This window comes from Streptomyces sp. 150FB, assembly GCF_000818195.1.
Lineage (GTDB): Bacteria > Actinomycetota > Actinomycetes > Streptomycetales > Streptomycetaceae > Streptomyces.
On record NZ_JTHL01000001.1, the window covers coordinates 2,583,487 to 2,598,268 of the forward strand.

The following is a 14,782-nucleotide window of genomic DNA, read 5'->3' on the forward strand; positions in this document are numbered from 1 at the left end:
CGCCCGCCGGAGCCGCCTGGGCGTCGCTCACGCGCCCTCCCCGGCAACCGCCACCACCAGTACCGGACGCTCGGCGGGCCTGACCGTCGCCCGTACGCCGGGCGTCAGCGCGCCCGCGTCGCGCGACGGCAGGTCGGCCTTCACCGAACCACCGCCCGGCAGGTCGAGCAGCACGCGCGTGACCGAGCCGAAGAAGGAGGCCGAGACGACCGTGGCGGTGCCCTCGGGGTCGGGCGTGGCGGTGATGTTCTCGGGGCGGATCAGCACCTCGACACCGCCGCCGCCTGCCGGGATCTCGCCGTCCACCGGCAGCGCGGTGCCCGCGACCTCGACGCGGCCGCCGTCGGTGAGCCGTCCCGGCAGCCGGTTCATCGTGCCGACGAACTCGGCGACGAAGGGCGTGGCGGGGCGCTCGTACAGCTCCGCGGGCGGCGCGCACTGCTCCAGGCGGCCGGCGTTGAGCACAGCGACCCGGTCGGCCATGGAGAGCGCCTCCTCCTGGTCGTGGGTGACGAAGATGGTGGTGATGCCCAGCGACATCTGGAGCCGCTTGATCTCCTCACGGAGTGTCAGCCTGACCTTGGCATCGAGTGCCGACAGCGGTTCGTCGAGCAGCAGGACGCGCGGGCGCAGCGCGAGCGCGCGGGCCAGCGCGACGCGCTGCTGCTGGCCGCCCGACATCTGGTGCGGGAAGCGGTCGCCGTGCTCGGGAAGGCCGACGAGTTCGAGGAGCTCGGCGGCGCGGGCGCGCCGCTCGGGCGCCCCGACCTTCCGTACGCGCAGCCCGAAGGCGACGTTGTCGCGGGCGCTGAGGTGCGGGAAGAGGCTGTACGACTGGAAGACCATGCCCGCGTCGCGCCGGTTGGCCGGTACGAGGGTGATGTCCTCGCCGTCGACCAGTACGTCACCCGCGTCGGGGTGCTCGAAGCCGGCGAGGACGCGCAGGGCCGTGGTCTTGCCGCAGCCCGAGGGGCCGAGGAGAGCGAGGAGTTCGCCGGGCCTGGCCGTCAGGTCGAGCCCGTCGAGGGCGACGGTGGGGCCGAACGCCCGGCGCAGGCCCCGGAATTCGACCAGCGCGCCGGGACCCTGCTCCTGCCGCTCCGCTTTCGCCGTGGATATGGAGGTGGATGACATGGGTGGCTACTCCTTGACGGAGGCGGGCGTGGGGGCGGGGGCGGGGACGGCCGAGGCGCCGGCCGCTGTCCGGGTACCGGCGCGGGAGAGGACCAGCAGCAGCACCCAGGCGATCAGCAGGCTGAGCAGGGACACGGCGACCGACGTCTGCGCCTCGGATCCGGAGATGGAGACGATCCACACGGCGAAGGGCTGGAAGCCGAGCAGCGCGGCGATGGTGTATTCGCCGAGGACCAGCGCCAGCGTGAGGAAGGAGGCCCCGGCCAGCGACGACCGCAGGTTCGGGACGATGACGCGCAGCACCACGTACGGCATGCTCGCCCCGCAGTTACGGGCGGCCTCGACCAGGGTGGTGATGTCGACGGCGCGCAGCCCCGCGTCCAGCGAGCGGTAGACGAACGGCAGCGCGAGCACGGTGTAGGAGAACACCAGGACCAGCGGGAACGACTCGTTCTGCACCGTGATGAACGTCGTGTAGAGCGGCGTCGTCGAGAGGTACTCGGGTCCCCAGCGCAGCACGGTCGTGATCCCGCTGACCATGGCGATCGGCGGCACGACGAGCGGCAGCATGCAGACGACCTCGACGACGGGCCGCAGCCGGGGCGCGCCGATCCGTATCGCGACCATCGCTGGCACGGTCAGCAGCAGGGAGAGCACGATGGTCGCAGCGGCGAGCCCGAGCGAGAGCAACAGGCTCTGCGAGAAGCCGTCGGCGGAGAGGATCCCGGTGTAAGCGCCGAAGTCGATGCCCTGTCCGGGCGTGTGGACGGTGAAGATGAACGAGGCGAGCAGCGGTACGAGGAAGTAGACAGCGGCGAGCCCGAGGACCGCGCCGCGCCAGACGCGGGGACGCGCACGCCGCCGGACCCGCCCTTCGGGTGCGGCGGGCGAGGTGTTCGTGGTGGGCGCCGCGGGCGCGCTGGGGGTCAGTGCAGCCATCGGGTGCTCCGTCGCTGGAGGGGCAGATAGACCGCCATGACCACACCGGCGATCACGATCATGTCGAGGCTCAGTGCGAGCGCCACATTCTCCTGGCCGACCTGCACATTGCCCGACAGCGCGTCAGCGATCTTCAGGGTGACGAGGGGCAGGGAACCGCCGGAGACCGCGGCGGCGGTGGCGTAAGCGGCGAAGGCGCTGCCGAAGAGCAGGACGAACCCGCCGAGCAGGGTGGGCGCGAGGACCGGCAGTCCCACATGGCGCCAGAACTGCCAGGGGGTGGCCCCGGCGTTCTGTGCGGCCTCCCGCCACTGCGGGCGCAGACCGTCCAGCGCCGGGACGCTGACCAGCACCATCAGCGGCACGAGGAAGTACAGGTAGACGATGCTCAGCCCGGTGAAGGTGTAGAGGCTCCAGCCGAGGGCGTCGAGGTGCGCGATCTGGGTGACCACGCCGGAGATGCCGAGGGTGGCGACGAAGGCGAAGGCCAGCGGGACACCGCCGAAGTTGGCGAGAACGCCGGACGCGGTGAGGACGGAGTCACGCAGTCCGCCCCGGCGCGAGGTGACGACGGCCTGGGCGATGAACATGCCGAGGACCGTGCCGACGGCCGCGGTCAGCGCCGACAGTTCGATGCTGCCGGTCAGCGAGGTGAGGTACGCGCCCTCCAGCGAGGTGCTGAGGTTCGCGCCGGTCGCCGTGGTGACGTGGCTGACCGGGTCGGTGGTGGTGACGGCTCCGTACAGCACGGCGCCGACGGGCAGGCCGAAGAAGATCCCGGCGAAGACGAGGAGCGGGAGGGTGCCGAGCCAGACGCGCGACGCCCGCCGCCGACGGCGTTTGCCGTCGGCGGTGCCCGGTGCGGGCAGGGTGGTGGGGACCGGCATCAGGAGACAGCCTTGTCCCAGTTCTGGGCGAGGACGGCCTTCACCTTGTCGAGGTCGGCGGACTTCGGGAAGGCCGGAGTCCCCTCGACCTTGGGGAGGTTGGCGACGAGGTTCTTGTCGACCGTGCCGTCCGTCGTCATCGACGGGAGAAGGACGGGCCGGGCGAAGCCCCTGAGGAAGAGGTTCTGCCCCTTGGCGCTGTAGAGGAACTCCATCCACAGGCGGGCGGCCGCCGGGTGCGGGGCGCCCTTGTTGATGGCCTGCGAGTAGTACTGGGCGTACACACCGTCGGTGGGTACGGCGACCTTCCAGTCGAGGCCCTTGCTCTTGAACTCGCCCGCGTAGCTGGCGTTGAGGTAGTCCCAGTCGATGGAGATGGGCGTCTCGCCCTTCTCGACCGTCGCCGGGGTGGACTCGACGGGGACGAAGTTGCCGCTCTTCTTCAGCTTGCCGAAGAAGTCGATGCCGGGCTGGATGTCGGTGAAGCTGCCCTTGTTGGCGATGGCCGCCGCGTACACGCCGCCGAAGGCCGAACCGGACTTGTTCGGGTTGCCGTTGAGGGCGACCTTGCCCTTGTACTCGGGCTTGAGGAGATCGGCGAAGGTCGTCGGGCAGACCTTGATGCGCGAGGCGTCGCAGCCGATGGAGATGTAGCCGCCGTAGTCGTTGTACCAGTCGCCGTTCGGGTCCTTCTGGGCGGCCGGGATCTGGTCGAAGGTGGCGACCTTGTACGGGGCGAAGAGGCCCTCGGCGGCGCCGCTGCGGTCGAAGGGGATGCCGAGGTCGACGACGTCGGGGGCGCGGTCCTGGCCCTGGCGGGACTTGATCGCGTTGATCTCGTCGGCGCTGGCGGCGTCCGGCGTCTCGTCCTTGACCTTGACCTTGTACGTGGCTTCGAACGCCTTGATGATCTCGCCGTAGTTCGCCCAGTCCGGCGGGAGGGCTATCGCGTTGAGCGTGCCTTCCTTCTCGGCGGCGGCGACGAGGTCCTTCATGGAGCCGAAGTCGGAGACGGAGGTGGCCGCACTCGCCTTCACACCGCCGGGGGCGGCGGCGTCGGCCGCGGGCGTGGGCTTGGCGCCGCAGGCGCTGAGCGCGGTGAGGGCGGCGGTGCCGAGCGCCAGGGCGGCTACCAGCCTGCCGTGGGCGCGGACCTTGGATCGGACCTTGGATCGGGGCACGCTGTGTCTCCCAGGGGAAGCAAAGAGGGTTTCACTTGTTCATACAAGCTGGCATTAGTTCGCCCGGTCAAGGTGTCTGTCGAGTTAACGTCGGGTGTAGTTCACTGCACGAAGGAAGGAAGACCTAAAAACACACAAACTACCTGATCAGTGCAGCTTCTTCGGGGGAATCCGATGATTGTCCCGCACCGGGAGGGGGTAGCTTCGACCGTTTTCGTGTGCGGTTAGAGTGAAGAACGGATCGCTTACGGGCATCCATATCTGTGCACAGTTCCAGAGACCTGAAGAGACCGGAGCAGAGCTTCGGTCCGGTACGGAGAGCGGCGCGGAGGTTCCGCGGGGCCGGCACGACCACCGGCCCGGACGGACCGTCACCAATCAGGACCGTCACCGAGCGAGGGGGCAGGCGTGGGCAGTTCACGCTATCTGGAGATCGCGGAAGCGCTGCGGCAGTCGATTCTCCGCGGCGAGTATCCGGTCGGCGGCCGGCTGCCCTCCGAGAGCGATCTCGCCGCCCGCTGGTCGGCGTCGCGCGGCACCGTCCGCCAGGCGGTGGGGCTGCTCGCCTCCGAGGGCCTGATCGGTTCGCGGCAGGGCGCGAGACGCGTCGTACTGCGCCAGGAGCGGCGCCACAGCTTCCAGCAACTCAACAGCTTCGCGCAGTGGGCGCAGGCGATGGGCTGCGAGGTCTCCAGCCTCATGCTCAGCCGTACGACCCGCCCGGCGACCGACGAAGAGGCGTCCCGGCTCGGGGTCGCACCGGGCAGCGAGGTGCTGTACGTACTGCGACTGCGCCGTCTGGACGGGGACCCGGTGCTGGTCGAGCGCACCGCGTACACCGACTGGGTCGCGCCCGCCGTGCGGGAGTTGCCGGACGACTGCGTGTCGATCATGAACAGCATCGCTTCGAGCGCCGGCATCGTCGCGCACTACGGCGAGCACCTGCTCGACGCGGTGGCGGCGGGCAGCGAGGACGCCAGGCTGCTGTCCGTACGCCGGGGCAGCCCGCTGCTCAGGCAGCGCTACCTCACGTACACGGCGGCCGGCCGGCCCATCGAGTGGACCGACGACCGCTACCGCGCGGGCAGCGTGGCCTTCAGCGTCTCCAACTCGGCGGCCGCCACCCCGCTGGAGCGCCACGCGGGGCCGGACATGCCGGCCGCCGCCCAGCAGCCGGGGCGAGGCTGACGGGGGCAGGCTAACGAGGGGCTTACGCGCCGCTCCCCGTACGGGAAGGCGTCAGCCGCCCGACGTGTCCAGCTCCGCGTCCGCGCCGATGCCCGCGCAGTCGTACGGGTCCTTCAGCCAGCCGTCGGGCAGCACCACCCGGTTGTTGCCGGAGCTGCGTCCGCGCGGCCCGTCGGCGCCGTCCGGCCAGGGCTGGTCCAGGTCCAACTCGCCCAGCAGTGCGTCCATCTCGGCGAGCGACGAGGTGATCGCCAGCTCCCTGCGGAGCTGCGAGCCGACCGCGAAGCCCTTCAGGTACCAGGCCACGTGCTTACGGAAGTCGATCACGCCGCGCGCCTCGTCCCCCATCCACTCCCCCAGCAGCTCGGCGTGGCGCCGCATGACGGCGGCGACCTCACGCAGCGCCGGCCGCGCGGAGGCGCCCGTACCCTCGAACGCGCCGACCAGATCGCCGAAGAGCCAGGGCCTGCCCAGGCAGCCGCGCCCCACGACCACCCCGTCGCAGCCCGTCTCGCGGACCATCCGCAGCGCGTCGTCCGCCGACCAGATGTCACCGTTGCCGAGCACCGGGATCTCGGGGACATGCTCCTTGAGCCGGGCGATCGCGTCCCAGTCGGCCGTACCGCCGTAGTGCTGCGCCGCCGTCCTGCCGTGCAGCGCGACGGAGGTGATGCCCTCCTGGACCGCGATGCGTCCCGCGTCGAGGTACGTCATGTGGTCGTCGTCGATGCCCTTGCGCATCTTGATGGTGACCGGCAGCTCACCGGCGTTCGACACCGCTTCGCGGAGGATCGCCCGCAGCAGGGGACGCTTGTACGGGAGGGCCGAGCCACCGCCCCTGCGGGTCACCTTGGGCACCGGGCAGCCGAAGTTGAGGTCGATGTGATCGGCCAGGTCCTCGTCCACGATCATGCGGACGGCCTTGCCGACGGTGACCGGATCCACTCCGTAGAGCTGGATGGAGCGCGGCGTCTCGCTCGCGTCGAAGCGGATGAGCTGCATCGTCTTCTCATTGCGCTCGACCAGCGCCCGTGTGGTGATCATCTCACTCACGAAGAGGCCCTTGCCGCCGCTGAACTCCCGGCAGAGCGTGCGGAACGGCGCGTTCGTGATCCCCGCCATGGGCGCGAGTACCACCGGTGGGGACACGGCGTACGGGCCGATGGCCAGCGACGGCGCGGGAAGCGTGGCGGTCGGGGCGGCGGGCGCGGCCACCGGGGACGCGGCTGCCGTGGGCAAGTCGAGCTGAGCAGTCATTCGGCCATTGTCGCGCACCGCGCGGCCAGAGATGATTGTGGCGTACAGGCAGGTTGTTAGTTAGACGTACTATCGGTGCATGCCCGAGCTCAGCCGCCGACGGCGTCTTCTGGTGCTGGCGATCTGCTGCATGAGTCTGCTGATCGTCAGCCTGGACAACACCGTCCTCAATGTCGCCCTGCCGTCCATGCAGCGAGAACTCCACGCATCCGTATCCGGACTTCAGTGGACGATCGACGCCTACACCCTCGTCCTCGCCTCGCTGCTGATGCTCGCGGGATCCACCGCCGACCGGATCGGCAGGCGCAGGGTCTTCAAGGCCGGGCTGATCATCTTCACGCTGGGCTCGCTGCTCTGCTCGGTGGCGCCGAACCTGCAGTCGCTGGTCGCCTTCCGGATGGTCCAGGCCGTCGGCGGCTCGATGCTCAACCCCGTCGCGATGTCGATCATCACCAACACCTTCACCGAACCGCGCGAGCGGGCGCGGGCCATCGGGGCGTGGGGCGCCACCGTGGGTATCTCGATGTCGGCCGGGCCAGTGATCGGCGGGCTGCTGGTGGACTCGGTCGGCTGGCGGGCGATCTTCTGGGTCAACATCCCGGTCGGGATCGCCGCACTGCTGCTGACCTGGCGGTACGTCCCCGAGTCGCGCGCCCCGAAGCCGCGGCGCCCCGACCCCGTGGGACAGGTTCTGGTCATCGGCCTGCTCGGCGCGCTGACCTACGCGATCATCGAACTGCCGGACGCGGGCCTGACCTCGCCGGTGATCCTGGCCTTCACCGCTGTCGCCGTTCTCTCGCTGCTCGGTCTGCTCTGGTACGAGCCGAGGCGCGAGGAGCCACTGATCGACCTGCGGTTCTTCCGCAGCGCGCCGTTCAGCGGGGCCACGGTGATCGCCGTGTGCGCCTCGGGCTCGCTCGGCGGATTCCTCTTCCTGAACACGCTCTACCTGCAGAACGTACGCGGGCTCTCGGCGCTGCACGCGGGGCTCTTCATGCTGCCGATGGCCGCCATGACATTCATCTGCGCACCGCTGTCGGGTCGGCTCGTCGGCGGGCGCGGGCCCCGGCTGCCGCTGCTGATCGCCGGGGTCGCGATGACGGTGAGCGGGCTGCTGTTCGCGGGGTTCGGCGCCGAGACGGACAATCTGCTGCTCTTCCCCGGCTATGTCCTGTTCGGGATGGGCTTCGGCATGGTCAACGCGCCGATCACCAACACCGCCGTATCCGGAATGCCCCGCTCCCAGGCGGGTGTTGCCGCGTCCGTCGCCTCGACCAGCCGGCAGATCGGGCAGACGCTGGGCGTCGCTGTGGTGGGGGCCGTGCTGGCCTCGCGGATCGTGACGTCGTCGTACAGCGCCACCTTCGCCCACGCCGCCCAGCCCGCCTGGTGGATCATCACGGGGGCGGGCGTCGCTGTCCTGCTCGTGGGGCTCCTGACCAGCGGGCGATGGGCCACGGGGACGGCGCTGCGCAACGCCGAACGGCTGGAGCCCGCCGCCGTCCCTCAGGCGTCGGCGGGGACCAGGGCCTGAAGCTCCTGGAGCCGGCTCATCTCCTGAAGGTGGCTCATCTCCTGGAGCCGCTCCAGCCGCGCCCTGGTCTTGTCGTCCACGGGCACGTAGGTGACGAGCCGGGGACCGGAAGCGGGGCCGAGCCAGAGGTTGGTGTGTTCGAGATTGACCAGCCCGACATGGGCGTTGTCGATCCGCTTGACCTTGTCGCTGTTGCCGACGACCTCGTGCCGCTCCCAGATCTCGCAGAACTCCGGCGACACCGCCCGGAGCCGGCCGAGCAGCGCCTTCCAGGCGGGCTCGGCGAGGTGCTCGGCCATGGAGGCGCGGAATTTGGCCGCCATCATGGCGACCGTCTCGTCATGATTGGTGAGCGCGGAGCGCCACTCGTCGTTGGTGAAGGCGAGCAGCATGCAGTTACGGTCCTCGGGCGGGATGGCGTCGAGGTCGCACATCAGGAGCCCGTAGGTGCGGTTGTACGCGAGGATGTCGTACCGGCTGTTCTGCACACAGGCCGGGAAGGGCTCAAGGCGCTCCAGCATCCCCCGCAGCGCGGGGGTGATGGTGGCGCAGGGCGTGCCGGGGGCGGGGTCGGCGGCGCCGGCCAGTGAGAAGAGATGGTGCCGCTCGGTGGGGTCGAGCAGCAGCGCGCGGGCCAGTGCGTCCAGGACCTGGCCGGAGACCTGGATGTCGCGGGCCTGTTCGAGCCAGGTGTACCAGGTGACGCCGACAGCCGAGAGGTGCGCGACCTCCTCTCGACGAAGTCCGGGCGTACGGCGGCGCACACCGCGCTCCAGGCCGACCTGCTCCGGGGTGATGCGCTCGCGGCGGCTGCGCAGGAAGGCCGCCAGTTCGTGGCGGCGGATGTCCGGTTCCCGCTGTTGCTGGTCTGCCCGTTCTTCCTGGTCTGGTCGCTCTTTCTGTCCGGACGGCTGCGCGCTGAGGGTCATGGAATAACACTGCCGGAAATCTCAGACCATTGCCAGGTACTTCCTCTACCAGGATAAAGACACTCTGGTACCAGGTTGCGAAGAGGGTGAAGGTTGGCTGCGTGAGTACCGCATCCCAACCCACGTCAGCAGCGCCACCCACGACCTCCACAGGCACGACAGCCGGCACGACAACGGGCACGGCAACCGGCGCGGCCGAGCGGCCGGTCGCCGACCCGGTGGTCCATGACCACAGCGGGCCCGTGCTCGGCGCCCTGGGGCTGCTCACCCTGCTCCTCGGGGCCGCACTGCCCCTGATCGACTTCTTCATCGTCAATGTCGCCCTGCCGACCATCGACAAGGACCTCTCGGCGGGCCCCGCCCTGCTGGAACTGGTGGTCGCCGGGTACGGCGTGGCGTACGCCGTACTGCTCGTCCTCGGTGGCCGGCTCGGAGACACGCTGGGCCGCCGAAAGCTCTTCATCGCCGGCATCGCCGCCTTCGGCTTCACCTCGCTCGCCTGCGGTCTCGCACCGAACGCCTGGACGCTGGTCGCCGCCCGGGTGGCCCAGGGCGCCTCCGCCGCGCTGATGCTGCCGCAGGTGCTCGCCACCATCCACTCGACGACGACCGGTCAGCGCAGGGCTCGGGCGATCAGCCTGTACGGCGCGACCGCAGGCCTCGCCATGGTGGTGGGTCAGATCCTCGGCGGCGTGCTTGTCGCCGCGAACATCGGCGGCAGCGGCTGGCGTGCGATCTTCCTGGTGAATGTGCCGGTCGCGATCGTGGGTCTGTTCCTGGCGGTCCGTTCGGTGCCCGAGACCAGGTCCCAGAAGCCGGCGCCCGTCGACATACCAGGCACGGTCCTGCTGACCGTCGCGCTGGTGACGCTGCTGGCGCCGCTCTCGGAGGGCAGGGCGGCCGGCTGGCCCCTGTGGACCTGGATCGCGCTGGCGCTGTTCCCTGTGTCGACCGCGGCCTTCCTGTGGGTGGAGCGGCGCGAGGACCGGATGGGCCGGACCCCGCTGCTGCCGCCGAGCCTGTTCCGGCTGGTGTCGCTGCGGCGCGGGGTCACGCTCGCGGTGCCGTTCTCGATCAGCTTCGGCGGCTTCATGTTCGTGGTCGCCATCGCTCTCCAGCAGGGACTGGGGATGAGCGCGGTCGCCTCCGGACTGGCGCTGGTCCCGCTGGCCGTGACGTTCTTCGGGGCTTCACTGGCGGGTCCACGGCTGATCAAGCGCTTCGGTACGCCGGTGCTGACGGTCGGCGCCGCGATCCAGTTCGTCGGCGTCGCGCTGCTGATCTGGCGTATCTGGTCGGACTGGCCTTCGGTCGGCAGTCTCGATCTGCTGCCCGGCATGGCGGTGGCCGGTCTCGGCCAGGGCCTGCAACTGCCGAATCTCTTCCGGATCGTGCTCTCCGACGTGCCGCCCGAGCGGGCCGGCGTGGGCAGCGGTGTGATGGTCACGGCGCAGCAGGCGTCGCTGGCCCTGGGTGTGGCCACCCTCGGGACGCTCTTCCTGAGCCTGGTGGGATCGGTGGGGATGCACGAGGCGCTCACCGTCACGCTGGTGGTTCAGTCGGGCGTGATCCTGCTGACGGGGCTGCTGAGCATGCGGCTGCCGCGCTCGGTGAGCTGAGGGCGGCAGCCCACGGGTGTCCGGTCACATGAGGGCGGACCCGGAATGCGGGCGGGCCCGGACCACCGAGGTGGTCCGGGCCCGCCTTGTGCGTCGTACGTGTCCTGCGTCTCCCGCACGTCCCGCACGTCCTGCGTAAGGGGTACGCGCGTCAGCTCCGCGGGGCGGCGTCGCCGGACGGCGTGGCCGCCGGGGTCGCGCCCTCCTGCTGGCCGGCCTGCTCGCCCGGCGCGGTCTCGCCGGCCTGGCCCGACGCGCGCTCGCGCATCTTGCGCAGCAGCTCCTGCTTCTGGTCGGCGGCGACCTTGCGGTTGGCGTCGCGGGCGGGGGTGCTGCCCTGCTGGTCGCCACGGGACAGCTTCTTACGCTGTCCGCCCACGCCGAGAAGGTTGTTGCGGCTCTTTGCCACGGGGCTCTCCCGAAGTGATGAGAAGTGATCTGCGGATTCGTCGGTGAGGGGCGGGCCGTGACCGCCGCGCTCTCACTCGTAGATCTGGAAGAACATGCCCGAGACGCTACCACCGGGCGGCTGCGGCCGGTCACCGATTTTTCCCCGCCACCATCCCTACGCCTAACGAGTGACAGATATTGAAATCTGTCATCCGTCATGCCATAGTCGAGTCATGACTACTTCTCCCGCAACCCCGAGCCGCATCCCTAGCCGTCGCCTCGGCACCACAGGACCTCAGGTCTCCGCACTCGGCCTCGGCACCATGGGCATGTCCGCGGTGTACGGCGAGGTGGACCGCGCCACCTCCATCGCGACCGTCCATGCCGCCCTGGACGCGGGCGTCACCCTGCTCGACACCGGCGACTTCTATGCCATGGGGCACAACGAACTCCTGGTCGGCGAAGCGCTGCGCACCGCCCCGGCCGGCGCTCGCGACAAGGCCCTGCTCAGCGTCAAGTTCGGCGCCCTGCGCGACCCGGACGGCGGCTGGAGCGGCTACGACGGACGACCGGCGGCCGTGAAGAACTTCGCGGCCTACTCCTTGCAGCGCCTCGGCGTCGACCACATCGACATCTACCGGATCGCCCGCGTCGACCCCGGCGTCCCGATCGAGGAGACCGTCGGTGCCATCGCCGAGCTGGTCAAGGCGGGGCACGTCCGCCACATCGGCCTCTCCGAGGTGGGCGCCGAGACCATTCGCCGGGCCGCCGCCACCGCACCGATAGCCGACCTCCAGATCGAGTACGCGCTGATCACCCGTGGGATCGAGGAGTCGATCCTGCCGACCGTCCGCGAGCTGGGCATCGGCGTCACGGCGTACGGCGTGCTCTCACGCGGCCTGATCAGCGGCCACTTCAGCAGCGACCGGGAGCTGACGGCCGACGACTTCCGGACCATGAGTCCGCGCTTCCAGGGCGACAACCTCCGGCACAACCTGAGCCTGGTCGAGTCCCTGCGCGCCATAGCCGAGCGGAAGGGCGCCACCGTCGCGCAGATAGCCATCGCCTGGGTGCTCTCCCGTGGCGAGGACATCGTCCCGCTGATCGGCGCCCGCCGTCCCGACCGGCTGGCCGAGAGCCTGGGCGCTCTCGACCTCACGCTGGACGCCGACGACCTCGCGGCGATCGAGCGGGCGGTCCCGGCGGACTCCGCCGCGGGCGACCGCTACCCGTCGGCGCAGATGGGCTCCCTGGACAGCGAGCGCTGACAGTTGTGGCAGTCGCCGCGGGCGAGTGGACCTGACAGGTAATGTCAGTTGTCCGTTCCGCCGACACGAGCCACGAAAGGTCGGACATGCCATGGCCGCCGAGACCCTGACCGCCGAGCGGATCCTCGAAGCCACCGAAGAGGTTCTGCGCCGCTACGGCCCCGCCAAGGCCACGGTGGTCGATGTGGCGAGGGTGCTCGGCGTCAGCCACGGCAGCGTCTACCGCCACTTCCGTACGAAGGCGGCGCTGCGCGAGGCGGTCACCGCGCGCTGGCTGCGGCGGACAGAGGCCATGCTCGAAGAGATCACCGAGGCTCCGGCGGCGGACACCCCCGAGAAGCTGCGCCACTGGCTGCTGGCCCTCTTCGACTCCAAGCGACGCAAGGCCGGCGGCGACCCGGAGATGTTCGCCACGTACAACGAACTGGGCGAGGGGAGCGGCGGGGTGATCGAGGCTCACCTCGGGATACTGACCGGACAGCTCACCCGGATCCTCGAAGAGGGCGTGCGCGCGGGCGAGTTCAGCGCGCCGGACCCGGCGGGCTCGGCGGGTGCCGTCTTCGCCGCCACGGCCCGCTTCCACGACCCGGGGTACGCCTCGGAGTGGCAACGGCCCACCGTGGAAGACGAGTTCGGCGCCGTGTGCGATCTGGTGCTGCGCGGGCTGCGCAGCTGAGCCCCGGCGGCCCGGGCCCGTACCGGCCCGGACGGCCGCAACGGCCCTGCCGGGGGCACCCGGTGGCGCCGGTCAACCCGCTGTCGGGTCCACCGTCGCCTGGTGCGCCTCGGCGAGGTGTTCCTCGGCCTTGAGCCAGGGCAGGAACTGCGCGCTCTTGCGCCAGTCGCAGGTGTCACATATCAACGACCGCTCCACACCTGCCTTCTGGACGCGCACGACGTGCTCACGTCCCTGCTGGTCCCATCGGCTGACCTTGCTTGTGGTCGGGGATGGCATCCGTGCCTCCTGTTGACGGTGAGTCCAGTCTGCGACGAAGCCCCCGGTTCCGTATCGGAACCGGGGGCTTCGATCCACGACCGTAATCGACCGCGTCAGCAGCCGAGGAGGCGGCCGCCCAGGTAGGACTGGATCTGGTCCAGCGAGACACGCTCCTGCTGCATCGTGTCGCGCTCGCGGACCGTCACCGCGTTGTCGTCCAGGGTGTCGAAGTCGACCGTCACACAGAACGGCGTACCGATCTCGTCCTGGCGGCGGTAACGGCGGCCGATGGCGCCGGCGTCGTCGAACTCGATGTTCCAGTTGCGCCGCAGGTCCTCGGCGAGGCCCTTGGCCTTGGGCGAGAGCTGCGGGTTACGGGACAGCGGCAGCACGGCGACCTTGACCGGCGCGAGGCGCGGGTCGAGACGCATCACGGTGCGCTTCTCCAGCACGCCCTTCGCGTTGGGCGCCTCGTCCTCGTTGTACGCGTCGAGCATGAAGGCGAGCATGGCGCGGCCCACACCGGCGGCCGGCTCGATGACGTACGGCGTCCAGCGCTCGCCGGCCTCCTGGTCGAAGTACGCCAGGTCGTGGCCGGAGGCCTTGGCGTGCACGGAGAGGTCGTAGTCGGTGCGGTTCGCCAGACCCTCCAGCTCGCCCCACTCGCTCCCGCCGAACGAGAAGCGGTACTCGATGTCGACGGTGCGCTTCGAGTAGTGGGAGAGCTTCTCCTTCGGGTGCTCGAACCAGCGCATGTTCTCCTCACGCATGCCCAGGTCGCGGTACCAGTTCCAGCGCTGCTCCATCCAGTACTCGTGCCACTTCTCGTCCTCGCCCGGCTTGACGAAGAACTCCATCTCCATCTGCTCGAACTCACGGGTGCGGAAGATGAAGTTGCCCGGAGTGATCTCGTTCCGGAAGGACTTGCCCATCTGCGCGATGCCGAACGGCGGCTTCTTGCGCGAGGTCTGCTGCACCTGGGCGAAGTTGGTGAAAATACCCTGCGCGGTCTCGGGCCGCAGGTAGGCGACGGAACCGCTGTCCTGCATCGGGCCGAGATGCGTGGAGAGCAGGCCGGAGTACGCCTTGGGCTCGGTGAAGGTGCCCTTGTTGCCACAGTGCGGGCAGTTCAGGTCGGCGAGCCCGTTCACGGGGGGCTTGCCGTGCTTCTCCTCGTACGCCTCTTCCAGGTGGTCGGCCCGGAAGCGCTTGTGGCAGGAGGTGCACTCGGTCAGCGGGTCGGTGAACGTCGCGACATGGCCCGACGCCTCCCAGACCTCGGTGGCCAGGATCACCGACGAGTCAAGACCGACAATGTCCTCCCGCGAGGTGACCATGTGGCGCCACCACTGACGCTTCAGGTTCTCCTTCAGCTCGACTCCGAGCGGCCCGTAGTCCCAGGCGGCCCGCTGACCGCCGTAGATCTCACTGGACGGGTAGACGAAGCCACGGCGCTTGCTCAGGTTGACGATGGTGTCGATCTTGTCGGCGGCCACGGTGCTCTCTTCATTACGACAAC

General features: G+C 69.9%; 14 protein-coding genes and 1 pseudogene. 5 read left to right on the top strand and 10 right to left on the bottom strand.

From position 1 onward, the window contains the following. Positions 1 to 27: 27 nt before the first annotated feature. From QR77_RS10840 to QR77_RS10855, 4 genes are read right to left on the bottom strand one after another with little or no spacing between them, the layout of a single operon-like run. A complete protein-coding gene (locus QR77_RS10840) occupies positions 28 to 1,134 on the bottom strand; it encodes an ABC transporter ATP-binding protein (RefSeq protein WP_052488667.1) in 1,107 nt (368 codons plus the stop codon). Positions 1,135 to 1,140: 6 nt separating this feature from the next. Then, positions 1,141 to 2,073 (bottom strand): ABC transporter permease subunit, encoded by a 933-nt coding sequence (locus QR77_RS10845; protein ID WP_040021255.1) that lies wholly within the window; start codon positions 2,071 to 2,073, stop codon positions 1,141 to 1,143. Continuing rightward, positions 2,061 to 2,960: an ABC transporter permease subunit gene (locus QR77_RS10850; protein WP_040021257.1), complete on the bottom strand. Its 900-nt coding sequence runs from the start codon at positions 2,958 to 2,960 to the stop codon at positions 2,061 to 2,063. The genes QR77_RS10845 and QR77_RS10850 overlap by 13 nt, the downstream gene beginning before the upstream one ends. Continuing rightward, positions 2,960 to 4,141: an extracellular solute-binding protein gene (locus QR77_RS10855; RefSeq protein WP_040021259.1), complete on the bottom strand. Its 1,182-nt coding sequence runs from the start codon at positions 4,139 to 4,141 to the stop codon at positions 2,960 to 2,962. Before QR77_RS10855 ends, QR77_RS10850 begins: the two co-directional genes overlap by 1 nt. Positions 4,142 to 4,549: 408 nt before the next feature. Here QR77_RS10855 and QR77_RS10860 point away from each other — a divergent pair, with 408 nt between their 5' ends. Next, positions 4,550 to 5,329, top strand: coding sequence for a GntR family transcriptional regulator (locus QR77_RS10860; RefSeq protein WP_040021261.1), 780 nt, complete (start codon positions 4,550 to 4,552; stop codon positions 5,327 to 5,329). Positions 5,330 to 5,380: 51 nt separating this feature from the next. Here QR77_RS10860 and dusB read toward each other — a convergent pair whose 3' ends face one another. Then, positions 5,381 to 6,451: a tRNA dihydrouridine synthase DusB gene (dusB, locus tag QR77_RS10865; protein ID WP_236711088.1), complete on the bottom strand. Its 1,071-nt coding sequence runs from the start codon at positions 6,449 to 6,451 to the stop codon at positions 5,381 to 5,383. Between the two features lie 214 nt (positions 6,452 to 6,665). On the opposite strand from dusB, the gene QR77_RS10870 reads away from it, so the two are divergent. Continuing rightward, positions 6,666 to 8,120 (top strand): MFS transporter, encoded by a 1,455-nt coding sequence (locus QR77_RS10870; RefSeq protein WP_040021263.1) that lies wholly within the window; start codon positions 6,666 to 6,668, stop codon positions 8,118 to 8,120. On the opposite strand, the gene QR77_RS48495 is transcribed toward QR77_RS10870, so the two are convergent. Continuing rightward, on the bottom strand, positions 8,093 to 8,641 hold the full coding sequence (locus QR77_RS48495; RefSeq protein WP_236711090.1) for a hypothetical protein: 549 nt from the start codon (positions 8,639 to 8,641) through the stop codon (positions 8,093 to 8,095). The genes QR77_RS10870 and QR77_RS48495 overlap by 28 nt on opposite strands. A 132-nt stretch (positions 8,642 to 8,773) precedes the next feature. Next, positions 8,774 to 9,049 (bottom strand): annotated as a pseudogene (locus QR77_RS48500) (XRE family transcriptional regulator); the annotation flags it as partial. 218 nt (positions 9,050 to 9,267) lie between these two features. Between QR77_RS48500 and QR77_RS10880 the strand changes: the two are divergent. Next, the gene (locus tag QR77_RS10880) at positions 9,268 to 10,668 is read left to right on the top strand and encodes an MFS transporter (RefSeq protein WP_040021265.1); all 1,401 of its coding nucleotides are present in this window, start codon (positions 9,268 to 9,270) and stop codon (positions 10,666 to 10,668) included. A gap of 151 nt (positions 10,669 to 10,819) precedes the next feature. Here the strand turns inward: QR77_RS10880 and QR77_RS10885 are convergent, their stop codons facing one another. After that, entirely contained in the window at positions 10,820 to 11,077 is a 258-nt protein-coding gene (locus tag QR77_RS10885; protein WP_040021271.1) for a DUF6243 family protein, read from the bottom strand. A gap of 214 nt (positions 11,078 to 11,291) precedes the next feature. On the opposite strand from QR77_RS10885, the gene QR77_RS10890 reads away from it, so the two are divergent. Together QR77_RS10890 and QR77_RS10895 are read left to right on the top strand one after the other, a co-directional pair. After that, complete coding sequence (locus tag QR77_RS10890) at positions 11,292 to 12,326, top strand: aldo/keto reductase (protein WP_040021272.1); 1,035 nt, start codon at positions 11,292 to 11,294, stop codon at positions 12,324 to 12,326. Positions 12,327 to 12,417: 91 nt separating this feature from the next. Continuing rightward, positions 12,418 to 13,002 (top strand): TetR family transcriptional regulator, encoded by a 585-nt coding sequence (locus QR77_RS10895; protein ID WP_040021273.1) that lies wholly within the window; start codon positions 12,418 to 12,420, stop codon positions 13,000 to 13,002. Between the two features lie 72 nt (positions 13,003 to 13,074). Here QR77_RS10895 and QR77_RS10900 read toward each other — a convergent pair whose 3' ends face one another. Continuing rightward, positions 13,075 to 13,281 carry a hypothetical protein gene (locus tag QR77_RS10900; protein ID WP_040021275.1) on the bottom strand — a complete coding sequence of 69 codons (207 nt, stop codon included), beginning with the start codon at positions 13,279 to 13,281 and terminating at the stop codon, positions 13,075 to 13,077. A 95-nt stretch (positions 13,282 to 13,376) separates the two neighbouring features. Next, the gene (locus QR77_RS10905) at positions 13,377 to 14,759 is read right to left on the bottom strand and encodes a glycine--tRNA ligase (protein WP_040021277.1); all 1,383 of its coding nucleotides are present in this window, start codon (positions 14,757 to 14,759) and stop codon (positions 13,377 to 13,379) included. Positions 14,760 to 14,782: the final 23 nt, after the last annotated feature.